This is a genomic window from Citrobacter sp. 21OH12SH02A-Citro (genome assembly GCF_027919895.1).
Taxonomy (GTDB): Bacteria; Pseudomonadota; Gammaproteobacteria; order Enterobacterales; family Enterobacteriaceae; genus Citrobacter; species Citrobacter braakii.
In genome coordinates this window covers 3,758,703-3,782,605 of record NZ_CP114801.1, presented here as the reverse complement: position 1 = coordinate 3,782,605, position 23,903 = coordinate 3,758,703, and the positions used below count along the sequence as shown (strand labels likewise).

Annotated in this window: 19 protein-coding genes; 12 read left to right on the top strand and 7 right to left on the bottom strand. The window is 51.1% G+C overall.

Features of this window, described 5'->3' with window-relative positions:
- Positions 1-563: 563 nt before the first annotated feature.
- The 7 genes from pepT (at position 564) to foxA (ending at position 9,949) form a co-directional block, all read left to right on the top strand.
- Positions 564-1,820, top strand: a complete 1,257-nt coding sequence (gene pepT, locus O6D90_RS18400; protein ID WP_016155790.1) for a peptidase T — start codon at positions 564-566, stop codon at positions 1,818-1,820.
- Positions 1,817-3,178: a C4-dicarboxylate transporter DcuC gene (gene dcuC / locus O6D90_RS18395; RefSeq protein WP_016155791.1), complete on the top strand. Its 1,362-nt coding sequence runs from the start codon at positions 1,817-1,819 to the stop codon at positions 3,176-3,178. Before pepT ends, dcuC begins: the two co-directional genes overlap by 4 nt.
- A 605-nt stretch (positions 3,179-3,783) precedes the next feature.
- Entirely contained in the window at positions 3,784-4,341 is a 558-nt protein-coding gene (locus O6D90_RS18390) for a DUF2913 family protein (RefSeq protein WP_230851689.1), read from the top strand.
- Between the two features lie 91 nt (positions 4,342-4,432).
- Complete coding sequence (locus tag O6D90_RS18385; RefSeq protein ID WP_016151936.1) at positions 4,433-4,672, top strand: hypothetical protein; 240 nt, start codon at positions 4,433-4,435, stop codon at positions 4,670-4,672.
- 208 nt (positions 4,673-4,880) lie between these two features.
- Positions 4,881-6,449 (top strand): methyl-accepting chemotaxis protein, encoded by a 1,569-nt coding sequence (locus O6D90_RS18380; RefSeq protein ID WP_016155792.1) that lies wholly within the window; start codon positions 4,881-4,883, stop codon positions 6,447-6,449.
- Between the two features lie 286 nt (positions 6,450-6,735).
- Positions 6,736-7,719 (top strand): helix-turn-helix transcriptional regulator, encoded by a 984-nt coding sequence (locus O6D90_RS18375; protein WP_032931274.1) that lies wholly within the window; start codon positions 6,736-6,738, stop codon positions 7,717-7,719.
- A 121-nt stretch (positions 7,720-7,840) separates the two neighbouring features.
- Positions 7,841-9,949, top strand: a complete 2,109-nt coding sequence (gene foxA / locus O6D90_RS18370) for a ferrioxamine B receptor FoxA (RefSeq protein WP_088583119.1) — start codon at positions 7,841-7,843, stop codon at positions 9,947-9,949.
- A gap of 106 nt (positions 9,950-10,055) precedes the next feature.
- On the opposite strand, the gene O6D90_RS18365 is transcribed toward foxA, so the two are convergent.
- The 4 genes from O6D90_RS18365 to O6D90_RS18350 form a co-directional block, all read right to left on the bottom strand.
- A complete protein-coding gene (locus O6D90_RS18365) occupies positions 10,056-10,565 on the bottom strand; it encodes a hypothetical protein (RefSeq protein ID WP_225836838.1) in 510 nt (169 codons plus the stop codon).
- A 183-nt stretch (positions 10,566-10,748) separates the two neighbouring features.
- Entirely contained in the window at positions 10,749-11,843 is a 1,095-nt protein-coding gene (locus O6D90_RS18360) for a 4Fe-4S binding protein (RefSeq protein WP_032931024.1), read from the bottom strand.
- A 219-nt stretch (positions 11,844-12,062) separates the two neighbouring features.
- The gene (locus tag O6D90_RS18355; RefSeq protein WP_016151942.1) at positions 12,063-13,451 is read right to left on the bottom strand and encodes a diguanylate cyclase; all 1,389 of its coding nucleotides are present in this window, start codon (positions 13,449-13,451) and stop codon (positions 12,063-12,065) included.
- Between the two features lie 79 nt (positions 13,452-13,530).
- Complete coding sequence (locus O6D90_RS18350; RefSeq protein WP_016151943.1) at positions 13,531-14,163, bottom strand: LysE family transporter; 633 nt, start codon at positions 14,161-14,163, stop codon at positions 13,531-13,533.
- Between the two features lie 273 nt (positions 14,164-14,436).
- On the opposite strand from O6D90_RS18350, the gene yahO reads away from it, so the two are divergent.
- The gene (gene yahO, locus O6D90_RS18345) at positions 14,437-14,712 is read left to right on the top strand and encodes a DUF1471 family periplasmic protein YahO (protein ID WP_016151944.1); all 276 of its coding nucleotides are present in this window, start codon (positions 14,437-14,439) and stop codon (positions 14,710-14,712) included.
- A 32-nt stretch (positions 14,713-14,744) separates the two neighbouring features.
- On the opposite strand, the gene prpR is transcribed toward yahO, so the two are convergent.
- Positions 14,745-16,355: a propionate catabolism operon regulatory protein PrpR gene (prpR, locus tag O6D90_RS18340; protein WP_016155796.1), complete on the bottom strand. Its 1,611-nt coding sequence runs from the start codon at positions 16,353-16,355 to the stop codon at positions 14,745-14,747.
- A 251-nt stretch (positions 16,356-16,606) separates the two neighbouring features.
- Between prpR and prpB the strand changes: the two genes are divergently transcribed.
- The 4 genes from prpB to prpE all read left to right on the top strand — a co-directional run bounded on the left by prpB (position 16,607) and on the right by prpE (position 22,154).
- Positions 16,607-17,488: a methylisocitrate lyase gene (prpB, locus tag O6D90_RS18335; protein ID WP_016155797.1), complete on the top strand. Its 882-nt coding sequence runs from the start codon at positions 16,607-16,609 to the stop codon at positions 17,486-17,488.
- An 80-nt stretch (positions 17,489-17,568) separates the two neighbouring features.
- Complete coding sequence (gene prpC / locus O6D90_RS18330) at positions 17,569-18,738, top strand: bifunctional 2-methylcitrate synthase/citrate synthase (RefSeq protein WP_016151947.1); 1,170 nt, start codon at positions 17,569-17,571, stop codon at positions 18,736-18,738.
- 38 nt (positions 18,739-18,776) lie between these two features.
- Positions 18,777-20,228 carry a bifunctional 2-methylcitrate dehydratase/aconitate hydratase gene (locus tag O6D90_RS18325; RefSeq protein ID WP_016155798.1) on the top strand — a complete coding sequence of 484 codons (1,452 nt, stop codon included), beginning with the start codon at positions 18,777-18,779 and terminating at the stop codon, positions 20,226-20,228.
- A gap of 39 nt (positions 20,229-20,267) precedes the next feature.
- Positions 20,268-22,154: a propionate--CoA ligase gene (gene prpE / locus O6D90_RS18320; RefSeq protein ID WP_016155799.1), complete on the top strand. Its 1,887-nt coding sequence runs from the start codon at positions 20,268-20,270 to the stop codon at positions 22,152-22,154.
- Positions 22,155-22,198: 44 nt separating this feature from the next.
- Here prpE and O6D90_RS18315 read toward each other — a convergent pair whose 3' ends face one another.
- Both O6D90_RS18315 and O6D90_RS18310 read right to left on the bottom strand, forming a co-directional pair.
- A complete protein-coding gene (locus O6D90_RS18315; protein ID WP_016151950.1) occupies positions 22,199-22,471 on the bottom strand; it encodes a YceK/YidQ family lipoprotein in 273 nt (90 codons plus the stop codon).
- 155 nt (positions 22,472-22,626) lie between these two features.
- Positions 22,627-23,880 carry an MFS transporter gene (locus O6D90_RS18310; RefSeq protein WP_016155800.1) on the bottom strand — a complete coding sequence of 418 codons (1,254 nt, stop codon included), beginning with the start codon at positions 23,878-23,880 and terminating at the stop codon, positions 22,627-22,629.
- Positions 23,881-23,903: the final 23 nt, after the last annotated feature.

The window sequence follows — 23,903 nt, the reverse complement described above, 5'->3', positions numbered from 1 at the left end:
TCTATTTCATAGTGAATAGTATAATTCTGGCTATGTTTATGTGGGTATTATATAGCTTTCCTTATAACTGCCTTTTTTTTCAGCGCGATAGAAGTTTTTTGCTTTTGAGGTAATTGTGATTTTGTTCACGGATTTTAGTGCGCGAAGTGGCTATTTGTAGAGAGGTGCAAACGGTTGCATGTTACTGATACAGTATTCGTTCATTAAAAAAATATAGCGATGGTATGTCTTATGCCAGTACAGAGTACAGGAATCTAAATGATTTCTATTATCTCATAGGTATAGGGATGCCGTTTATGACTTCTGTTAGCTTAACACCATGGGAAATAGCAGTAAAAACAGATAGGGAATATGATTTTATCAATCAGAAAGGAGTTTTTAATCGCAGGTATAATCACTGGCCTTTTTATCTTCCTTTATATAAATCGTTGTCGTAATGCCCATAAAATCAGCGTTCTGGGATGAGCGCTGATTTTATTTGGTTCTCAGATTACTTACCCCACGCTGCATGCAGAACACCTCTCGCAGTACCTCATAAATGATACATTAAAGGATCTCCTGGAATGGATATTGTTGAACGCTTTATTAACTACACGAAAATCAATACCACGACATCAAGGGAAAACGGCGCTAATGGGATAATGCCTTCTTCTCCTGGTCAAATGGAACTGGCAAAACTGCTTGCAGCAGAACTTGAAGCATTAGGAATGGAAAACATTGAGGTCAGGGATACCGCTATAGTGACGGCAACCTTACCTGCAAATACTGATGACACGATCCCGGTGGTCTCTTTTTTTGGTCATCTGGATACCAGTGCGGAACAGACGGCAGACACCAAAGCACAGCGCCTGCATTATCACGGCGGGGATTTATGCCTGAACAAAGAGCTGAATATTTACCTGCGCGAAAGTGAATTTCCGGAACTGAAAAATTATATCGGTGATGACCTACTGGTGACCGACGGGACCAGTCTGTTGGGCGCTGATGATAAAGCAGCCATCGCCGCGATTATGAATGCTCTTGAGTATCTGGTCGCACACCCGGAAATAAAACATGGGCCGGTAAAAGTGGGTTTTGTCCCGGATGAGGAACAGGGCTTGCGTGGCGCAAAAGCGTTTGATGTTGCCGCGTTTGGTGCTGATTTTGGCTATACCCTGGATTGCTGCGGTATCGGTGAGTTTGTTTACGAGAACTGGAATGCGGGCGATGCGGAAATCATCTTTACCGGCCAGTCCGCACACCCGATGTCGGCCAAAGGTAAGTTAAAGAATTCGCTGCTGATGGCGCATAAGTTTATTGCCATGCTCCCAGGGGGAGAAGCGCCTGAATATACGGAAGGGCGCGAAGGGTATTACTGGGTAAAACAGCTACAGGGTAACAGTGCCCGCACGGTACTTAAGCTGGATATCCGCGATTTCAGTGAAGAAGGTTATAAGGCGCGTATGGCGTTTATTCGCCAGCTTGCCGTCAGCACCTGTGCCCTGTGGGGGGAAAACAGCGTGGTCTGTCATTTAGCCGATCGCTACGCGAATGTGTTGAACAGTTTGCAGGGGGATGCTCACTACCCGATTGATATTGCATTCCGCGCGTATCAGAAATGCGGCATAACGCCCGCACCTGTCGCCATGCGTGGCGGGTATGATGGCGCGGTACTGTCGCAGAAAGGATTGCCGTGCCCGAATATTTTTACCGGTGCTCATAACTTCCATTCAATTTATGAGTATCTGCCGGTGCGTTCTCTGCGGGCAGCCAGTGATGTGGTGGTGGCGGTGATTGAGGAAACTTATACTGAGTTCGCGCAGCGGAGAGCTCAGTCATGATTCAGGTGTTAATCGCACTTCTGGTGATCGTGGTGGTCGCGCGTCTGATTCTGAAAGGTTACCGCGCTGAACCGGTGCTCTTCATTGCGGGCTTAGTCTTGATGATTTGCACCGCGTTAACCGGATGGGGTTCCGTATTACCGAAGGGGGTTGCCAGTACGGGAATTTCCTTTCTCGATCCTTTCGAGGTAATGCGCGATCTCTTCAGCACGCGCGCCGCCGATCTCGGCCTGATGATCATGGCGTTAATGGGATTTGCGCATTACATGGATCATATCGGCGCAAATGAGGCGGTCGTGCGGGTAGTAACGAAACCCTTACGGGCGCTGCGTTCACCCTATGTGCTCCTCTTTTTCTCCTACCTGCTCGCCAGCCTCCTGCAGTTGGCCATTCCTTCTGCAACCGGGCTTGCCGTGTTGCTGATGGGGACCATGTTCCCCATTATGCTGGGGTTAGGGCTCTCAGCGGCCTCGGCTGCCGGGATCATTGCTACTTCGCTTGGCGTGGCTTACACCCCGACGGCAATCGATGCTATCAGGGGCTCTAAAGCAGTGAATATGGATGTAGTGGAATATGTTGTTTACCACCAGGGACCCGCCGCGCTGGCAACGGTTCTGGTTGTCGGCGTGTGCCATTTTTTCTGGCAGCGGCATTGCGACCGTAAAGCAGGGACGTTACCGCGGGAAATCGGTAGCGCAGAAGTGACTGATTCAGGAAAATCCCCGGCTTTTTACGCGCTGCTCCCCATGCTTCCGATACTGATGGCAGTAGGGTCATCCGAAATGTTCGTCAGGGGTATCAACCTGAATATTATCACCATTGTCCTCATTTCAATGACCATCTGTATGCTGATTGAATGGCTGCGAGTGCGTGATTTAAAGTCGGTCTGCGAAGGTTTCAGCCATTTCCTGAAAGGAATGGGCACTGCGTTTACCGGTGTGGTTGGACTGTTGGTTGCGGCAGGGGTTTTTGCTCACGGAATTAAAGTCATCGGTGCGATCGATCAGCTCATTCTGATGGCCGAACACGTGGGATTACCGCCGTTTGCCATGGCGGTAGTATTTGCGCTGGTGACGCTGGCCGCGGCTATCATTATGGGGTCGGGGAATGCGCCATTCCTTGCCTTCGTTGAGCTCATCCCGCAAATTGCCGCCAGTATGGGCGCTAACGCCGTTGCCATGATCCTGCCGATGCAGCAGGCATCGCATATGGGACGGGCCATTTCACCGGTATCCGGCGTCGTGATTGCCGTTTCCAGCGGAGCGAAAATAACCCCATTCGATGTGGTGAAGCGTACCGCCGTACCGCTGATTGTGGGGTTCGTTACTCACACCCTGATCATCGGTATTTTCTATTAACCGTACCAGCGACAAGCCAACTTCCGGTTCATTAAATCCGGAGGTTGGCTTTTTGAATTAGGCGAAATTTAAAAGCGTTAATATTACTGATACCTGTATAAAAAGCCTGGCCTGCTGCTGTGAGGCTGTCTGTCGCTCAGCGGAGGATAAAATGCGATTCCATTAGGATGTTTAATGGCTGTTTAACGTTGGAATGGGTGTTTGTCTGGAGTGTCTGGTCAAAACTATCAGGATATTTCTTCTAATCAGCAATTTTTGAAGTTTTATGATGATCATATTTTTAACAGTAGGTGGAATTGATAACCTGTGAGTATTATTAGTTTTTATCTTTATCGTATAATTCTTATTATTTATCGCTGAGCCATCCGGGCATCAATGATTAATAAGAGTGATGTGTTAAGTTTGCAATTTTATTACATAGGGATAAATTAATCTGGATCATATTTTGATGTTTTTAGTTGTAGTATTTTTTAAAATGAAATAATGCAAGATTTACATGTAATAATGATTTATTTGGGCAGGTTTAAGTGGTAAGGGATTCAGGAAAAGTTAGTACGTTACGACACCATTATCAGGATGACCTGGAAGCGTTTACCTGGAGTGCATTGGTAGCAATTGGTATCGCAATACGGGACCGTAAGATTCATTCTAAAATGTCAGAGCATCTTTTTATTATGCAATGGCTGGCCATCGCTAAAAAAAGAAAGCTCTTCTCAAGGAACGTAATCAATGAACTTCAATGGCTAATTGATGAAGGCAAGAAAAAAAGCCTCAATGCACAACTTAAATTTAAAATAGAATATCTATACTCGACTTCGAGTGGCGATGTATCGATGCAAAACGACTATTTTAAGTTTACTCATACGATTGAGGTGTTGAGAAATAATGGCTGGGAAAGCTTTCTGCTTACGCCAGAGAAATGGCGAGATCTGCATGAAAAGATTAAGGTAAGAGAAGGTAATTTTATTTTTATGGATGACACTCGGCTGCAGGCGTGTTTTGGCGTGCAGGGTGAGATTGTCAAACCCTTCTGTATCCGGGTATATGGCGATGTTGAGTTTGCAAAGTTAACGTTCATTAAACATAACCTTCCGGCTGAATTTGTAAAACACGTTTCAAATGAGTTTTATCACTTCCATTTTCTTCTGGTAAGTAATGCTTAACTGACGATGTGAACAATGTGCTGTTAATGCAAAGAATAGATTGATCAACTTGTAAATTTATCGGATAGAAACCACGCGCCAAGGACAGCGAATGTTTACTCGAAAGTTAGTGATTGCCAACGAATGGATAAGGTTGTCTGATATTCCAGACAGTGTGTCCATTTCTTTTCGGGGCGTTCTCGAGATAACTGAAAGTACAGGTGTGCCAGACGCCAGCACGCCGTTGTTACGTTTAGAAAATGAAATGGCACCGATCACCGTCGATTCGTTGTCCTGGGTGCGGGTGCCTGTCGATAGTCAGAAAGACATTACCGTTTATATCCATAAATAATATTAATGTTGAATAGTTTTGGCCTTATTTTTGCCAATGTTAGAGGGCTGCTGTTTATCGCAGTATGTCCCCCTGAGTAATTAATTTATTACCTAAGAATGAATACGGAAACTTTCTAATAATTAACCATTTTACAGGTTAAGGTATTGCGTGATGTGTCGATAACAATTAAGTCGTAGGGGATTTTTATTGTTATGGAGATGTTTAAATGTTAAAGAATATGAGAATTAAAACCAGCCTGTTATTATTACTGTTGTTATTTACCTTCATGCAGTTCTTTTCCAATGGATTTGAGTTAGTTGATCTCAAAGGAAATCAAAAAAATACGTTATTACTACATAACATCATTAAGGAGCAGGATACCCTGCATAAGGTCGTTGAGGCTGTTTATAAAGTCAGAAGCGTTCGTGATAATATTCAACAACATAATGCGACCGATGCCCGACAGACAGTGAATCAAATGCAAGATCAGATGGCGTATGCCAGAAAACAGTTCGATATTTTCTGGGGTATTCCTGGATTGACGGCTGACGATCCGCAAATCGGTAAAGTCATCAGAACGGCTTTTGAGCAACAAATGAATGCTGAGCAAAAGTCTATTGATACATTAAATCAGACGCTTTCCAGCAACAGTATTATTAATGCACAAGAAAATGCTAATGCGGAATTGCTCGCGGCTCGCAAAAATTTCGATAACGAAGTGACGAATTATTACAAATCAACAATGCTGATTGGTGAGAAGATCGTTGCACAAACACACGTTCAGTTTAATACCTCGATCCTGAAAGTATCCGTGATCCTGGTCATTACGGTACTTATCTTCTTTATCTGTAATTTCTGGTTGAACCGGACCATCATTCAGCCTTTAAAAATCGTTTCTGAGCATTTTGCGCGGATTGGTAAAGGCGATCTCAGCCATCCTGTTAAGGTGTCGGGTAACAATGAAATCGGCGTACTGTGCTTAAATTTGCATAATATGCAAAAAGGCCTGCGGGAGACTGTCAGCACTATTCGCGATGGCGTTGAGTCTATTAATATCGGTATGCAGGAAATTGCTTCCGGTAATTCCGATTTATCAACCAGAACGGAACAGCAGGCTGCGGCAGTCGTTGAAACGGCGGCCAGTATGGAGCAGATTTCAGTCACAACAAAAAATAATACTGATAAGTCACATCAGGCATCCGTCATGACCAGCGAAAGCACGGAAATGGCATTGCGTGGCGAGCGTTTAATGAGTGATATGGTTGAGAAAATTCACCTGATCAGCCGTAATGCGCAAGGCGTGAACGAAATATCCAATGTTATTGATAGTATAGCTTTTCAAACCAATATCCTGGCATTAAACGCGGCGGTGGAAGCTGCACGCGCTGGTGAGTCCGGGCGTGGGTTTGCCGTTGTGGCGAGTGAAGTCCGAACGCTTGCTCAGCGCAGCGCCTCCTCGGCGAAAGAAATCAGTGAACTGGTTGCCAAAGCGGCAATTAGCGTCAAGGAAGGGGTAGAGATAGCTGAAAACAGTGGCGCCATGATGGCGGATATTGCGAAGGCAATACGCAACATTAATGTCTTAATGGAAGATATCTCCGGAGCCTCGGGGGAACAGAGTCGCGGCATCGAACAGATCCGGGTTGCGGTAACCCAAATGGAGCAAGTGACTCAGCAAAACGCCTCGCTGGTTGAGGAGATAGCCGCCACGACAGGCAATGTGGAAGAGCAGTCAGCAATGCTATCCCAGGCTGTGGCGGTGTTCCAGGTGGAGGAAAACCAGCCTTCAGCATAATAAGTAGAGTACAAACTCGGCGGGTATCGTGGTGCGTTTGACGTGCCCGTTTATGACAGTGAGAAAGGTTGAGCTGCACACGGCTCACAGACCGCAGCTCATCAGGTGTCAATGTTGCCTGATGAGCTGCGCGAGAAGAATATCGGGAATGACGTTCTCCAGCGCGATTTGAAATCGCATACGTCATATTGATAATAATTCTCATTATTATTGTTGTGTTGTACAGGTAATGGTAATGTTGCTTCAGTTATCAACCGTTAATCCCATTTCCTGTGCAGAAGACAGCATGAACAACACCACCGCCCTGAATACGTCCAGACGCGTAGCCCGCACCTTCTCCGTCAGCGAGTTTATGGATTTTGGTGAGCGTTACGGGATCGATTACCGTTTTCCCCTGCTGGCGCAAAAGCCGGATTTGTCGTCTTGCAGCCCCGTTCTGCAGGGGGAGGTTGAGGAGATGACGCTCCCCTGCGGGATGTGTGTCACGCACTCTGATGTGCAGGTGCTACAACCTTACGAAACCACCTCCCGCCACAGCAGTCCTCTGTATATGCTGGTGGTTCTGGAAGGCTGCGTCATCCTGACGCTCAACGGGCAGGAGCATGTGGTGCGTTCCGGGATGGCGTTTAGCTCACGCTTGAGCGAGCATCAGACGATGCGTGCCCGCCATCATGCTGACTGCAAACTGCGCACGTTATCGCTCGGTCTGTATCCCGACGGCGCGTGGCGCACGGGGTTGCTCGAATCGTTGATGCGTGAGTGGGAAAGATGCGAAACGCCGACGCTTATCTGGCAGGTGCCGGGGTTTTTACTCAGCGGCCTGCAGTATGCGCAGCGGAGCACGATCGGTCATGTTTCTCGCCAACTGATGCTGGAAGGGCTGATATTACAACTGTTTGGCCATGGCCTCAGCGTGTGTCAGGTCGAGAGTGGCAAGCGGCTTGCGGCAAGCGGTGAACAGCAGCGGCTGGAGGTCGTTCGTCGTCTGCTGGAGCAGAGTCCCGAGAATGACTACACCCTCAATGCCCTGGCCCAACGCGCGGCGATGAGCCCCAGCAGCCTGCGCAGCAAGTTCCGTGCGGCCTATGGCTGTTCCGTCTTTGACTACCTGCGTGATTGCCGTCTGGAACGCGCGCGCGGCTATTTACTGGAAGGATACAGCGTACAGCAGGCGGCCTGGATGTCGGGTTATCAACATGCTACCAACTTCTCCACCGCATTTCGGCGTCGTTACGGCTTTTCGCCTGGCGATGTGCTCAAACTTTGCTAATCCATTTTTACGTTTTGCGCACGTGCCTTCCCGACAATTTGGCACTGCGCATAGGCAACCTGGCATCCTGCATAGCTATCTCCGTTAGCAAAAAGGTAATAATTCTCACTTACAATTAGACATGCCTTTGGAGATATTCATGTTCGCGAAGACTCGGTTGGCGCTATTGGTGGGATGGGTGACCGGTAGCGTGGCTTTTCCTCTGCTGGCGCAGGAAACAACAAAAAACGATACGGTGGTTGTCACCTCGCAAATGCAAAGCGGGGCCACGAAGCTTGCCACGCCGGATCTTGAAACGCCTCAGTCGGTATCGATCATTACCCGTGAACAGTTTGAAGAGCAGGGCGCAACCAGCGTGCGCCAGGCCGTGAGCTATACGCCGGGGGTGTACAGCAATCAGATTGGTGCCTCCAACCGCTTTGACTATATTGTGCTGCGTGGTTTCTCGGATGGTAGCCTGGACAACGTCTATCTGGATGGCCTGAAGATGATGGGGGACACCAACTCACACAGCTCGCTGGTGGTTGATCCGTGGTTCCTCGAAGATATCGAAGTGGTACGCGGTCCGGCTTCCGTACTGTATGGCCGTTCTTCTCCGGGCGGTATTGTCGCGCTGACATCACGTAAGCCGTCGTTTGATGCCGGCGGAGAAGTGAAACTGTTTGCTGGCAACAATAACCAGCGCGGCGCGGCGTTTGACGTCACTGGGGCGCTGGATGATAACGATCGCGTGGCGGCACGACTGAGTGGAATGACGCGTTACGCGGACTCGCAGTTTGGCCCATTGAAGGAAGAACGTTATGCGCTGATGCCAAGCCTGACCTGGCGCATCACCGACCAGACGCGTCTGGATCTGATGGCTTATCTGCACCGTGACCCAGAAGGCGGAAGCCACTCCGGTCTGCCGTATGACGGCACCGTGGTTCCACATTACGGGCAAAAGATCTCCAACACCTTTTACGAAGGAGAGGATGATTACGACAAATACGATCGCCGTGAAAACATGGTGGGCTACAACGTTGAGCACCTGTTTGATAACGGCTGGTCGGTGCGGCAAAAACTGCGCTACCTGCATACCGACGTTGAGCTGAATCAGGTGTATGCGGCGGGCTGGCTGAATGAAACCGAGCTTAACCGCGGCTACTCCGGCTCCGATGAAAAAATGTCAGCGATTACGCTGGATAACCAACTCGACGGCAGCTTTGATACCTGGCAGGTCAACCACCGTGTGCTGGTGGGGATCGATTATCAGGATCGCAGCAATAATACCACCGGTTACTACGGTGCATTCCCGCCGATTGACGCCTTTAACCCGGTATACGGCGCGCAGCCTGATTACATCAACATGTATGCGCGTGAGAAGCACAAGCTGCGCCAGACAGGCTACTATTTGCAGGATCAGATGTCATGGGATCGCTGGCGTATTACGCTCGGCGGTCGCTACGATCAGGTCAGCGTTTCTAACATTGATAAGATCAACGATACCCGCAGCGATCTGGACAAAAACAACTTCAGCACCCGTGCTGCGCTGCTCTATTTGTTCGATAACGGCTTTGCGCCGTATGTGAGTTATTCCACCGCCTTTACGCCAACCAGCTTTGCCGATGAGAACGGCAATTTGCTGGATCCGATGAAAGGCAAGCAGTGGGAAGCCGGGCTGAAATATGAGCCGGAAGGACTCAACAGTCAGTTCAGCGCGTCGGTATTCCGTATCAATCAGACGAATATCGCCACCAAAGAAGAGCCGACCGATCCGTACCGCTCGATTGGGGAAATTGAGTCTGAAGGGGTAGAGCTGGAGGCCATTAGCCAACTGACGGAGAGCTTCCGTCTGCAGGCGGCGTATACCTATACCGACATTCGCTATAAGAAAAGCAGCCCGGAAGAGCAGGGTAAGCGTGCAGTGTACGCGCCGCGTAACCAGGCCAGTACCTGGCTGAGCTACGATGTGAAAAGCGGTCCGCTGGATGGCCTGACGCTGGGCTCAGGCGTACGTTATGTCAACGGTATTGCCAGCGATCGCCTGAATACTCACACTCTGCCGTCCTACACGCTGGTGGATATGGCAATTGGCTACGACTTAACGAATATCGGTATTAAAGGGTTGAGCGCCCAGTTGAACGTCAACAACCTGACCGACAAGCGCTACGTTGCGGCTTGTAATTCGCTCTCATACTGCTACTTCGGGGCCGAGCGTAGCATTGTCGGCAGCGTTTCATGGAAGTTTTAAGTATCGTTTTTTAGCCGGATGGCGGCGCTGGCGTCTTATCAAGCCTACAGTTGCGTGCAAATTGTAGGCCTGATAAGCGCAGCGCCATCAGGCTGGGGGATTGCGGTTATTGCGTAAAACCGTTTTGCATACAAATCTGCGCGCTGGTTCTCAGGGTAAAGGCGACTTTGTCTGGGTACTGGCTGTAATAGTTATGCTCTTCTTCCAACCCTTTCGCCTGCGCCAGACGTACCGTTTCCAGCGAGCAGGTACGGTAGATCAGGTCTTTATTCATATTGGTCTGCTTTTCACGCTGTTTATCTGTGGACAGCGCCAGCCAGCTCTCGGACAGCGAGTAATCGTAGACCACCCGGTTTCCTTTCGCCTGCACATTTTCAATGGTAATGAATTCGTCGATTTTCAGTCTTGGCTGCCCACGCATTTTTTTCTTATCTTCTGCGGCGGCATATTGGGCCAGCGCATTAATATCCATGCCTGCTATTTTCTGTTTATAGATATCGACATAAGCGGCGGGCTGCTGATAACGCTGAGCGTAAGCGTTTCTTAATTCTCCATCGCTCACCGTACAACCCGCCAGAAACAGAGGTAAAAGCAGCGCCAGTTTTATTTTAGTCATGATGTTATCCCGTTCATTATTGTGGTCCCAGTCGCCCATAACATAATAGAAAAAATGATTAGGGTGATATTTAAGGTTGTATAAACGGGGGCACGATGACACAAGTGCAATAGTCTTAAAATGGCGTTACAGGCAGGAAACCCTGCCAGAATTGGCAGGGGTTTTGAACATACTGGTAAAGAATTAATGGCCGATCATTTTTGCTTTCGGGATCAACTGGAAATACAGGTGATCCGGCACCGGCGTATCCCAGACATTGGCATATACCGCATAACCAATGGTGGCAAACAGAATCCCCAGTACCAGTATTGTCATGGCAACACCCGACAGTGCCGTTTGTCGCCATAACGCTTTACCGCTGCCTTTTGCACCCGGCGGTGTCTGCAGGGAAAAGCTCAGCGTTGAAGCCACCGGACAGGATTCAACACAGGTCATGCAGCCAGTGCATTCCACAGTACGCACCTGAATCAGTCTGTCGACCGGGATTTTCGATGGGCAATTTTTCGCGCATTTCCCGCAATCAATGCAACTGTCGGCGTTGCGGCGGATTTTAAACGGCGAGAACAGCGAGAACAGACCAAGCAGTGCGCCGTAAGGACACAGATAACGACACCAGGCGTTGCGAATAAACAGGCTCAGGAGGCTGATAACCACCACGGAGATGAGCGTGGCGGAGCCAATATGGCGAAAGAAATCGAGCATCTTCACATCGATGATGATTCCATAGGCTGACGTCAGAAAGTACTGAATCCCCTGGGCGGGCATCGACAGGGCGATATACAAGAAAAACCCCAGCAGCAGATACTTCAGGCTGAGCAGCGGGATATCCAGCCAGCGCGGCAGCGTAAAGTTACGACCGAATAATTTTCTCCCCAGATTACCGAGCAGTTCGGAAAGCGTCCCCACCGGGCATAACCATGAACAGAAAGCTTTTTTTAACAACAGGCTAATCAGGATAAACGCAACTAACAGCAGCATTGAGGCGGCATGGATAGGCGGAAGAAAACCGGTCTCCAGCGTATAGCGGAAATTCATCAAACCCGCTATCGGCAGCCATCCCTCAATACCGCCGGGCCTTGGAATATAAACGCTGGTGCCGGCGGTTTCGAAATAGCGGACCCAATACCAGAACGCCACGCCAATATAAATATTGATAGCCAGCAGGAGAAACTGGGTGGCTTTTCGCCAGCTGCTGGCGTTGCGCCAGTCATTCCACGGCAGTTTACCCCCGGTCGTGCCTGGGCGGCGCTGCCAGCGCGTTCTCATCTTCCCGTTCATGGTTTTATAGTATCCCTCATATTTCCCCTTCTGCATTCAGAAGGCGTCATCACCGGGATATGCTAGCGCTATTCAGATTTGGTGTGTTTGATTTGCATCTTATTACGCGGCTGTTATTTTCTTCATGCCAATATGCCTGAAAAATAATAACAGCCCGATATTTATCACAGGTCAGATAAATACCCTGAACGGGGTATTTATTTCTCTGCAGGGCAACGATTATTCCTGATAAACCTCAACGCGGTCGCGGCCATTACTTTTCGCCAGATAAAGTGCGCGATCGGCTTTATCAACCAACTGTTTATAGTCGGGATGATAGTCATATTCGGCAATACCAATACTGACGGTAATAGAAAACGTTTCTGTCGCTGAGGCTGCCATGCGCATCTCGGCAATTTTCATACGCAGCGTTTCCAGAATAATACTGGCCTGTGTTTCATCTGACTCGACGAGCAGAATCATAAATTCTTCGCCACCGTAGCGGAACACGTAATCGCTGCTGCGGATATGATCGTAAATGACCGCCGCGACGTTTTTGAGCGTCAGATCGCCAGTATTATGCCCGAAGTTATCGTTAATTTGCTTGAAGTAGTCGATATCCAGCATCGCCAGGGTAAAAGGCTTACGCGTATGTAACGCCAGCGAGATCTCGCGCCGCATGATGGTCGGAATAAAGCGGCGATTAAGCAACTGGGTCAGCGAATCTTTACCATTTTCCTGCTTAACCAGCGCGTCGAACATTGAGGCGAGCAGGAAATGGATTTTTGCCGATAGCTGGCGTACATCCTGCAATAAGCTCATCCGCTCGGGTTCTGTCGGCTGATGCTGATGCGACAGGGTTGTCGTCAGACGACTGTCGATCTCTGCAATCAGTGATTCCATCTTATTCAGCAGATTGCTGTTGCCGAGGATATGTTTTCCCTTATGTGATAACCACATACCGAAGTCAGAATTCGCCAGAAACACCATCTCACCGAAAGGCATTCCGGTGGCGATGTTATAAATAAACTGGTTTTCCCAGTCGGTAAACGAACGGATTTGCCGCTCGCGCTCGACGTTAACGTCATCGTAAATAGTCTGTAGACGGTACTGCTCCTGCGTGTGCATAGAGTTTTGAAAACTGGGGGAATAGGAGACCGTCATGGCCTCCAGCGCAGTATCCATTGCCAGACTGCTGAAACAGATAGCATCGCTCAGCAGGGCGGGAGTGGAATCCGCCTTTGTTTTTAACACCCTGTACAGCTCATCTTTCAGCTTGCGCGCGCCGCGGTTGACCAGATCGATGGGCAGGCCGATACGGGCATGCACCACACCAATTTTGCGCTGTTTGGCCAGCAGTTGTGAGAGATCTTCGTGGGCGCTGCCAAGTACGCTGCGCAGCCAGTCAAACATGCTGCCGCTGAGGCGGGTACTGACCTGTTCTGTATTGAGGAACAATGCGCTCTCCGCATGGGAGAGCATATAGTCATAAAAAACGGTTACTAAATGGCGGATCTCTTCATCGCTTAACGATGTCAGGAGCGTGTGAACTTCAGGCGATGTTTGACGTAACAGCGCCTGCCATTCTGTAAGGAGTAATGTGTCGTTTACCGGTTCAACCTGTTCCATCTTACTGCCACTCAACGTGCGATTAAAAATTCAGGCGGTATTACGGACAATTACCTCACGATGGTCAAGTTAAACTCTCTTATCGATGGCTAATACCTTCATAAATAAGCCTGAGCGCGAAGACACCAATAATGGCGCCAATCACCCGGCTGGCAACCCGTTGGATTCGGCCATACGCACGGCGCACGGCGGGCAACGAAAACGCCTGGCTGAGAAAAATACGCCAGATAACGGAAGACAACACAATGCCGGCCCAGGCCATCAACCTGGCCCACGTTGGCGTGTCTGCGCTTAAGGTGACCGAGAAGATACTAATAAAAAACAGCACGGTTTGCGGATTAGATAAATCCGTTAATAACCCCCGGCGGAAAAACACATACCAGGGGGCGGAAAGCGGCTGCTGTAACGTTGGCATTTGCGGTGTAGCCTGATGCCGGATGCTGTTCCAGGCGAACCACAGCAGATAGGCGCCGCCGACAATCTTAATCAACGAAAAAATCTCTTCACACTGAGTGATAAGCGTCGCCATGCCAAAGAGCCCGAGGCCGGAGTAGAACGCATCGCCTAAGGCGACGCCCAGACCGGTTATCACGCCCGCGCGTCGCCCTGACGCCAGGCTGGTTTGCACCACCACAAACAGGTTCGCGCCGGGGTTAAAAAAAGTTAAAACAAACAGGCTGACGGTGAGTACGACGGCGTGCAGAGGTTCCATAGACAACAATTCCTCAGATTCTCATAAAGTTAACACTATAATTTCAGTGCGCTGTCTGTTCTGAGGATCAACTCACACTGGCTATTGAAACTTTGAACAGGTTGACGCGCTGCTACCCGGTGACCGGTTTTTTCTGCGCCGCAAAATCTCTATATATTCCTGCTGAATGTGGATTTTTTATCCAGGCTGGACTAGTTATTAATCATCCTTGAATCGCGTTATGTAATGTTCAGGGATCGATGATGGCGTAATAACAAAACCTGGAGCTGGTCTATGAAAACTGGAATTAAAGTACTTATTGGTGCATTAGCTTTTGTCGTGACCAACGCATATGCCGCGGAATTTATGACAAAACTTGAATTTGAAAAGGTTGAGTCGCAGTACACAAAAATCGGTGATATCTCAACGAGTAATGAAGTTTCTGTCTCAGACGCTAAAGAAGAGCTGCTGAAGAAAGCAGAAGAGAAAGGGGCCGATGTGGTGGTATTAACCTCCGGTCAAACGGATAATAAAATCCATGGCACAGCCAATATCTACAAGAAAAAATAATACGCTACTGTAAAAATCACGATACCCGCCGGTCATTGTATCGGCGGGTTTTCTTTTAATCTGCGCCAGAAGGTGGTTCGGCTTACCCCGAGATATCGTGCAGCCGCGGTTTTATCGCCATTGAATTGCGCCAGCACCTGCTGTGGCGTCAGCGATGAGGATACCTGCGGCGCGTCAACAGCAACGGCCAGTTCCGGTAACAACTGCTGCAGGAATTGTACGTTCAGCTCCGGCTGCGGCTCGACGCTTAAAAACAGCGCCAGGCGCTCCATCATATTACGCAGTTCACGGATATTCCCTGGCCAGCCATAATTCAGTAACGTCGGTTGACTCAGACCCAGCCCCTTGCGCACAGGTTCAGAAAACGGCACCTCCAGTTCCGCCAGCGACTGTTTTAAAAAGCCTTCCGCCAGCGGCAGGATATCGGGCAATCGCTCGCGTAGCGGCGGTAGCGTGAGGCGCAAAATACTCAGGCGATAAAACAGATCGGTGCGAAATTCTCCCTGTTTTATCTCCTGCTCCAGATGACAGTGGGTGGCGCTAATCACCCGTACATCGACTGGAATTGGCTGATGTCCTCCGACCCGGGTGACCTCTTTTTCTTCCAGCACGCGCAGCAGTCGGGTTTGTAACGGCAGCGGCATTTCGCCTATCTCATCAAGAAACAGCGTTCCGCCGTGGGCGATTTCAAACAGGCCCGCGCGTCCTCCCCGACGGGAGCCAGTAAAGGCACCATCCTCATAGCCGAACAGCTCCGCCTCCAGTAATGATTCGGTGATTGCCCCGCAGTTGACGGCAACAAACGGCGGCGAAGGTTTACCGCGCCGGTTCTCCTGACGGGTGAAAAACTCACGATGAATTGCCTGCGCCGCCAGCTCTTTGCCCGTGCCGGTTTCGCCCTGAATCAGCACCGGCGCACGTGAACGGGCATAAAGCATAATGGTGTGCCGCACCTGTTCCATCTGTGCCGAGTGACCGCGCATATCCCCCAATGCATAGCGGGTGCGCAGCGTATCGCCGGAAACGTACGGACCGTTTCTGCGCAGCGTCAGACGAGTCATATCGAGCGCATCGACAAAGGCCTGGCGCACGGTGGCCGCCGAATAGATAAAGATGCCGGTCATGCCTGCTTCTTCAGCTAGGTCGGTAATCAACCCCGCGCCGACGACCGCCTGCGTGCCGCTGGCCTTCAGCTCGTTGATTTGCCCACGGGCATCTTCTTCCGTGATATAGCTGCGCTGTTCAAGCTGCAAATTGAAGGTTTTTTGAAAAGCGAGCAGCGCGGGGAGGGTTTCCTGATAGGTAATGACGCCAATCGACGAGGTGAGCTTTCCCGCTTTGGCCAGCGCCTGTAGCACGTCAAACCCGCTGGGTTTAATCAGGATCACCGGAATCGATAAACGGCTTTTCAGATACGCCCCGTTGGAACCCGCGGCAATGATGGCATCACAACGCTCGGTGGCTAACTTCTTGCGGATATACGTCACCGCTTTTTCAAAACCAAGCTGAATAGGGGTGATGGTTGCCAGGTGGTCGAACTCCAGGCTGATGTCGCGAAACAGTTCGAACAGGCGCGTGACCGAAACGGTCCAGATAACCGGTTTGTCGTCGTTCACCCGCGGCGGAAGATGCGTATCAGCCATAACCATCCTAAAAAGTAAGGCACCGAGTATTAGGGTTTAGTTGTGTTTCATGAATGTTGCAATGAAACGTGAAGGAACGTTTCATGAAACGATAGCTGACACGCTTTTGTGCAACAAAGATACAAGGATTTAATTTAATATATTGTTTTTAAAGGTAAATATATAAATTAATTAAAAATTAAGGTCTTTGGCATACCCCTTGCTTTAAATAAATCAACGAACGATAACAAGTTGATAACAAAGGACGGGATATGTCTCTACACTCCCCAGGGCAGGCGTTTCGCGCCGCGCTCAGCAAAGAAAACCCATTACAAATCGTTGGCACCATCAACGCCAACCACGCTCTGCTGGCCCAACGCGCCGGATATCAGGCGATTTATCTCTCCGGCGGCGGCGTCGCGGCTGGGTCTCTGGGTCTGCCGGATCTTGGTATTTCTACCCTTGATGATGTGCTAACCGATATTCGCCGTATTACTGATGTTTGCCCGCTGCCATTGCTGGTGGATGCGGATATCGGTTTTGGATCGTCAGCCTTCAACGTGGCGCGGACCGTGAAGTCGATTTCCAAAGCCGGTGCCGCCGCGCTGCATATTGAAGATCAGATCGGCGCCAAACGCTGCGGTCATCGCCCGAACAAGGCGATCGTCTCGAAAGAAGAGATGGTCGACAGGATCCGCGCTGCCGTCGATGCGCGTACCGATCCCAACTTTGTGATCATGGCGCGGACCGATGCATTGGCGGTGGAAGGGTTAGAGGCCGCCATCGAACGTGCCCAGGCGTACGTCGAAGCAGGCGCGGATATGTTGTTCCCGGAAGCCATTACCGAGCTTGCCATGTACCGTCAGTTTGCCGATGCGGTACAGGTGCCGATCCTCGCCAACATTACCGAATTTGGTGCTACGCCACTGTTCACCACTGATGAACTGCGCAGCGCGAACGTCGCGATGGCGTTGTATCCGCTGTCGGCCTTCCGCGCCATGAACCGCGCTGCGGAAAAGGTTTACAACGTGCTGCGCCAGGAAGGAACGCAAAAGAGCGTTATCGACATTATGCAGACGCGCAACGAGCTGTACGAAAGCATCAATTACTACCAGTTCGAAGAGAAACTCGACGCGTTGTATACCAAGAAGTAACCGTCGTAGGCCGGATAAGGCGTAGCCGCCATCCGGCAATAAATTTGTACCCTACATATTATAAAAATGACGAGGACAACATGAGCGACACAACGATCCTGCAAAATAGTACCCATGTCATTAAACCTAAAAAATCGGTTGCGCTGTCAGGCGTCGCCGCCGGAAATACCGCGCTGTGTACCGTAGGCAAAAGCGGTAACGACCTGCACTATCGCGGCTACGATATTCTCGATCTGGCGCAGCAGTGCGAATTTGAAGAAGTCGCGCACCTGCTGATCCACGGGAAATTGCCCACCCGTGATGAGCTCACCGCCTATAAAAGCAAATTAAAAGCGCTGCGCGGGCTGCCCGCAAACGTGCGTACCGTTCTGGAAGCGCTGCCTGCTGCCTCGCACCCGATGGACGTGATGCGCACCGGCGTCTCCGCGCTGGGCTGTACGTTGCCGGAAAAAGAAGGGCATACCGTCTCCGGCGCACGCGATATTGCCGACAAGCTGCTGGCATCGCTCAGTTCTATTCTCCTGTACTGGTATCACTACAGCCATAACGGCGAGCGTATTCAGCCGGAAACTGACGATGATTCCATTGGCGGCCACTTCCTGCATCTGCTGCATGGCGAAAAGCCGTCGCGAAGCTGGGAAAAAGCGATGCATATTTCGCTGGTGCTGTACGCCGAACACGAATTCAACGCCTCCACCTTCACCAGCCGCGTGATTGCAGGGACCGGATCCGATATGTATTCCGCGATTATCGGCGCGATTGGCGCATTGCGTGGTCCGAAACACGGCGGGGCGAATGAAGTATCGCTGGAGATCCAACAGCGCTACGAAACGCCAGACGAAGCGGAAGCGGATATCCGTAAACGCGTTGAAAACAAAGAAGTGGTGATTGGCTTTGGTCATCCGGTTTACACCATCGCCGACCCGCGCCATCAGGTGATAAAGCGCGTGGCGAAACAGCTTTCTCAGGAAGGCGGTTCGCTGAAAATGTACAACATCGCCGACCGTCTGGAAGACGTGATGTGGGAAACGAAAAAGATGTTCCCCAACCTCGACTGGTTCTCGGCAGTCTCCTACAACATGATGGGCGTCCCGACTGAAATGTTCACACCGCTGTTTGTCATCGCCCGCGTCACTGGCTGGGCGGCGCACATCATTGAACAGCGCCAGGACAACAAAATTATCCGTCCTTCCGCCAACTACACCGGCCCGGAAGATCGTGTCTTTGTCGCGATAGATCAGCGTTGCTAATGCAAAACCTCTAAATATAAAAAACAGGAACCCTTGTTATGTCTGCACATATTTCGAACGTCCGCCCGGAATTTGACCGTGAAATCGTTGATATCGTTGATTACGTCATGAATTACGAGATCACTTCGACGGTAGCGTATGACACCGCGCATTATTGCCTGCTTGATACCTTAGGCTGCGGGCTGGAAGCGCTGGAATATCCGGCCTGTAAAAAACTGCTGGGGCCGGTAGTCCCAGGGACTGTGGTGCCGAACGGCGTGCGCGTTCCGGGCACCCAGTTCCAGCTCGATCCGGTGCAGGCGGCGTTTAACATCGGCGCGATGATCCGCTGGCTGGACTTTAACGACACCTGGCTGGCCGCGGAATGGGGGCATCCTTCCGATAACCTCGGCGGCATTCTGGCCACGGCTGACTGGCTGTCACGCAATGCGGTAGCAGTGGGGAAAGCGCCGTTAACCATGAAAAAAGTGCTCACCGGAATGATTAAAGCCCATGAAATTCAGGGCTGCATTGCGCTGGAAAACTCTTTTAACCGCGTCGGTCTCGATCACGTCCTGCTGGTCAAAGTGGCCTCCACGGCGGTGGTCGCCGAGATGCTTGGCCTGAACCGGGATGAAATCCTCAACGCCGTGTCGCTGGCGTGGGTTGACGGGCAGTCGCTGCGTACCTATCGCCATGCGCCAAATACCGGCACGCGTAAATCCTGGGCAGCTGGCGATGCAACCTCGCGCGCGGTACGTCTGGCGCTGATGGCGAAAACTGGTGAGATGGGGTATCCGTCTGCGCTGACGGCGAAAACCTGGGGCTTTTATGACGTCTCTTTCAAAGGCGAATCGTTCCGCTTCCAGCGCCCGTACGGCTCTTATGTGATGGAAAACGTGCTGTTTAAAATCTCCTTCCCGGCCGAGTTCCACTCGCAGACTGCGGTAGAGGCGGCGATGACGCTGTACGAGCAGCTACAGGCTGCCGGGAAAACGGCGGCGGATATCGAAAAAGTGACCATTCGTACGCACGAAGCCTGTATCCGCATCATCGATAAAAAAGGCCCGCTGAATAACCCGGCGGATCGCGATCACTGCATCCAGTATATGGTCGCCATTCCGCTGCTGTTCGGGCGCTTAACCGCGGCAGATTATGAAGACGGCGTGGCGCAGGACAAACGCATTGATGCCCTGCGCGAGAAGATCAACTGCTTTGAAGATCCGGCTTTTACAGCCGATTACCACGATCCTGAAAAACGCGCCATCGCGAATGCCATCACCCTGGAATTCACCGATGGCTCACGTTTTGAAGAAGTGGTGGTGGAGTACCCAATCGGCCACGCGCGCCGTCGTAACGACGGGATGCCGAAGCTGGTCGAGAAGTTCAAAATCAACCTGGCGCGTCAGTTCCCGACCCGTCAGCAGCAGCGCATTCTGGATGTCTCCCTGGACAGAACTCGCCTGGAGCAGATGCCGGTCAATGAGTATATGGATTTGTTTGTTATCTGAAACCCGACTCATCAGGCGTAAGTTCAACAGGAGAGCATTATGTCTTATAGCGAGTTTTATCAACGTTCTATTACGCAGCCGGAGTCGTTCTGGGCCGAGCAGGCCCAGCGTATTGACTGGCAGCAGCCGTATACGCAGGTACTGGACCACAGCAATCCGCCGTTTGCCCGCTGGTTTTGCGGCGGGACGACCAATCTGTGCCATAACGCCATCGACCGCTGGCTGGAGAAACAGCCCGAGGCGCTGGCGCTGATTGCTGTGTCATCAGAAACCGAAGAAGAACGCACGTTTACCTTTCGTCAGTTGTATGACGAAGTGAATGTTGTGGCAGCGATGCTGTTGTCGCTCGGCGTACAGCGCGGGGATCGGGTACTGGTTTATATGCCGATGATCGCCGAAGCGCACATTACGCTGCTGGCCTGCGCGCGCATTGGGGCGATCCATTCGGTGGTGTTCGGTGGTTTTGCTTCGCACAGCGTGGCGGCGCGCATCGACGACGCCCGACCAGTGGTTATCGTTTCGGCGGATGCCGGGGCGCGCGGCGGCAAGATCCTGCCCTATAAAAAGCTACTCGATGATGCGATCGATCAGGCTCAGCATCAGCCGCGTCATGTGGTGCTGGTCGACCGCGGTCTGGCGAAAATGGCGCGGGTGGAGGGGCGTGACCTCGACTTTGCCGCGCTACGCCAACAGCATCTCGGCGCACGGGTGCCGGTTGTGTGGCTGGAGTCGAACGAAACGTCCTGCATTCTCTACACCTCCGGGACAACCGGTAAACCGAAAGGCGTCCAGCGCGACGTTGGTGGCTATGCGGTCGCGCTGGCGACCTCGATGGACACCATTTTCGGCGGCAAAGCGGGCGGCGTGTTTTTCTGCGCGTCGGATATCGGCTGGGTGGTTGGGCATTCCTATATCGTGTATGCCCCGCTGCTGGCAGGGATGGCGACGGTGGTTTACGAAGGGCTGCCAACGTATCCGGACTGCGGCGTATGGTGGAAAATTGTTGAGAAGTATCAGGTCAGCCGGATGTTCTCGGCCCCGACCGCCATCCGCGTGCTGAAAAAATTCCCAACCGCGCAAATCCGCAATCACGATCTCTCCTCGCTGGAGGTGCTGTATCTGGCGGGTGAGCCGCTGGACGAACCGACCGCCAGTTGGGTAACGGAAACGCTGGGCGTCCCGGTTATCGACAACTATTGGCAGACTGAATCCGGCTGGCCGATTATGGCTATCGCCCGCGGGCTGGACGACCGACCGTCGCGGCTGGGCAGTCCTGGCGTGCCGATGTACGGCTATAACGTGCAGTTGCTCAATGAGGTGACCGGTGAACCTTGTGCGGCGAACGAGAAGGGGATGCTGGTGATTGAAGGGCCGCTGCCGCCGGGCTGTATTCAGACTATCTGGGGGGATGACGCGCGGTTTGTGAATACCTATTGGTCACTGTTTTCCCGCCAGGTGTACGCCACCTTTGACTGGGGCATTCGCGATGCCGATGGCTATTACTTCATTCTGGGCCGTACGGATGACGTGATCAACGTGGCCGGACACCGGCTGGGGACGCGCGAGATAGAGGAGAGTATTTCCAGCTATCCAAACGTCGCCGAAGTGGCGGTGGTCGGTGTGAAGGATGCGCTGAAAGGTCAGGTGGCGGTCGCGTTTGTTATTCCAAAACAGAGCGACAGTCTGGAAGACAGCGACATTGCCCATTCGGAAGAGAAGGCGATTATGGCGCTGGTGGACAGTCAAATTGGTAATTTTGGTCGTCCGGCGCACGTCTGGTTTGTGTCGCAGCTGCCGAAAACACGCTCCGGCAAAATGCTCAGACGGACGATTCAGGCGATCTGCGAAGGCCGCGATCCTGGCGATCTGACGACCATTGACGATCCCGCATCGTTGCAGCAAATCCGTCAGGCGATCGAGGAGTAACGTCGTGTGATGCCCGGTGGCGCAATGCTTACCGGGCCTACGTTCTAATCAACTTTCTTATACGGCCCGTGATAGTAATCAAACGGCGCATAAACCGTATCGGCCACGAACGATAACGGCACATCAACAAATAACAGCGCTAAATCGAAATAGTTATAATCGTAAGCGCCCGGGTTTTTTAGTTTATCAATATCATGGCGCATACCCACGTAATACGTATCTGAATCCTCGCCTGCCGTGCGCGCATCAATGCTGCCACATCCTGTAAGTAATACGCTGATAAAGAGCGTTGTTACCGCAACCGTCTTTTTGCTCATGCTATGACCTGGCTTCTCGCCCCGTTTTACCATAACGATAAAAAAGCGGCGTGTTGTCCTCGGAACTTAAACCACCAGGTCAGGACTCATCGTGTGAGGATGGCACATCGAAGGCCGGATAAACCACGTGAGTGGTGTATCCGGCAAAGAGGCTTTTACAGCGTGACGCTTTCGCGACGACGCAGCAGAGAAAACGGCCCCGGTCCACTTAGGGTAAATACGGAAATCAACGTGAAGCTTAGCGCAATTATCCCCAGCACCAGATACGCCCCCTGGAAACCAATACTTTCATACATTTTTCCGGCCAGAACTGACATGAAAATCATTGCTAACTGTTTGAAGAAACAGAAGCACACCAGGTAAATTGTGGCCGAGAAGCGCACTTCAAACTGACTGGTGATGTATTTGAAGCAACCGACGATCAGGAACGGTATTTCAAACATATGCAGCGTTTTGAGAATGACGACCTCCAGCGCAGAGGTGGCGAAGGAGGAGCCGATGATCCGCACCGACATTATCGCACCGGCCAGCAGTAGGGCGTTCTTTCCGCCAATGCGGTTCACAATCAGCGGCGCAAAGAACATGATAGAGGCATTAAGTAATTCCCCCATGGTCGTGACGTAGCCAAACACACGGGTACCCTGTTCGCCGGTGGCAAAGAACGAGGTAAAGAAGTTGGCGAACTGCTGGTCAAACACTTCATACGTACAGGAAACGCCGACCACGTACAGGGAGAGGAACCAGAGTTTCGGTTGTTTAAATAACTCCAGCGCCAGCTTCAGACTGAATGCTGAGTTGTTGGCGCCTACCGCATCCGCAACTTTTGCAGAAGAGGGGACATCTGTTTTTGAAAAGAGCAGCAGCAATGCCAGAATGACCGCACAGCCGGAACCTAACCAGAAGACAAACTGGTTATTGATGGTGAACATAATCCCGGCAATTGAGGCGCACAGCGCCCAGCCCACGCAGCCAAACATGCGCGCGCGACCAAATTCAAAATTGCTTCGGCGGCTGGCTTTTTCAATATAGGCTTCAATCGCCGGGGCGCCGGCATTGTAGATAAAGCCAAGGTAAATCCCGCCGACAATCGAACCCAGTAAAATATTAGCCTGTAATAACGGGCCAAAGACGTAAATAAAGAATGGGGCAAACATTACCAGCATTCCGGTAATTACCCACAGCAGGTGTTTACGCAGGCCAAGCTTATCGGAAAGCAGTCCGAAAACAGGCTGGAATAATAATGAAAATAGTGAAATACAGGCGAAAATGATCCCGGTGTCACCTTTACTGATATGGTTTACATCGTGTAACCAGATAGGGAAGAAGGGGAAATAGGCACCCATAATGAAAAAGTAAAAGAAAAAGAAGAAGCCGAACATCCAAAAGTTAGTGTTTTTCAAATAATACATAATGGACTTCCTTACGATGAATG

What these genes read in the sequence shown, in the direction of transcription:
- O6D90_RS18375 (WP_032931274.1), top strand. Translation starts at nt 6,736, where the DNA reads ATGAACAACACCACCGCCCTGAATACGTCCAGACGCGTAGCCCGCACC.
- O6D90_RS18315 (WP_016151950.1), bottom strand. Translation starts at nt 22,471, where the DNA reads ATGAGCAAAAAGACGGTTGCGGTAACAACGCTCTTTATCAGCGTATTA.
- prpC (WP_016151947.1), top strand. Translation starts at nt 17,569, where the DNA reads ATGAGCGACACAACGATCCTGCAAAATAGTACCCATGTCATTAAACCT.
- prpB (WP_016155797.1), top strand. Translation starts at nt 16,607, where the DNA reads ATGTCTCTACACTCCCCAGGGCAGGCGTTTCGCGCCGCGCTCAGCAAA.
- O6D90_RS18355 (WP_016151942.1), bottom strand. Translation starts at nt 13,451, where the DNA reads ATGGAACAGGTTGAACCGGTAAACGACACATTACTCCTTACAGAATGG.
- dcuC (WP_016155791.1), top strand. Translation starts at nt 1,817, where the DNA reads ATGATTCAGGTGTTAATCGCACTTCTGGTGATCGTGGTGGTCGCGCGT.
- O6D90_RS18310 (WP_016155800.1), bottom strand. Translation starts at nt 23,880, where the DNA reads ATGTATTATTTGAAAAACACTAACTTTTGGATGTTCGGCTTCTTCTTT.
- yahO (WP_016151944.1), top strand. Translation starts at nt 14,437, where the DNA reads ATGAAAACTGGAATTAAAGTACTTATTGGTGCATTAGCTTTTGTCGTG.
- O6D90_RS18365 (WP_225836838.1), bottom strand. Translation starts at nt 10,565, where the DNA reads ATGACTAAAATAAAACTGGCGCTGCTTTTACCTCTGTTTCTGGCGGGT.
- O6D90_RS18385 (WP_016151936.1), top strand. Translation starts at nt 4,433, where the DNA reads ATGTTTACTCGAAAGTTAGTGATTGCCAACGAATGGATAAGGTTGTCT.
- O6D90_RS18360 (WP_032931024.1), bottom strand. Translation starts at nt 11,843, where the DNA reads ATGAACGGGAAGATGAGAACGCGCTGGCAGCGCCGCCCAGGCACGACC.
- prpR (WP_016155796.1), bottom strand. Translation starts at nt 16,355, where the DNA reads ATGGCTGATACGCATCTTCCGCCGCGGGTGAACGACGACAAACCGGTT.
- O6D90_RS18350 (WP_016151943.1), bottom strand. Translation starts at nt 14,163, where the DNA reads ATGGAACCTCTGCACGCCGTCGTACTCACCGTCAGCCTGTTTGTTTTA.
- pepT (WP_016155790.1), top strand. Translation starts at nt 564, where the DNA reads ATGGATATTGTTGAACGCTTTATTAACTACACGAAAATCAATACCACG.
- O6D90_RS18380 (WP_016155792.1), top strand. Translation starts at nt 4,881, where the DNA reads ATGTTAAAGAATATGAGAATTAAAACCAGCCTGTTATTATTACTGTTG.
- O6D90_RS18325 (WP_016155798.1), top strand. Translation starts at nt 18,777, where the DNA reads ATGTCTGCACATATTTCGAACGTCCGCCCGGAATTTGACCGTGAAATC.
- foxA (WP_088583119.1), top strand. Translation starts at nt 7,841, where the DNA reads ATGCCTTTGGAGATATTCATGTTCGCGAAGACTCGGTTGGCGCTATTG.
- prpE (WP_016155799.1), top strand. Translation starts at nt 20,268, where the DNA reads ATGTCTTATAGCGAGTTTTATCAACGTTCTATTACGCAGCCGGAGTCG.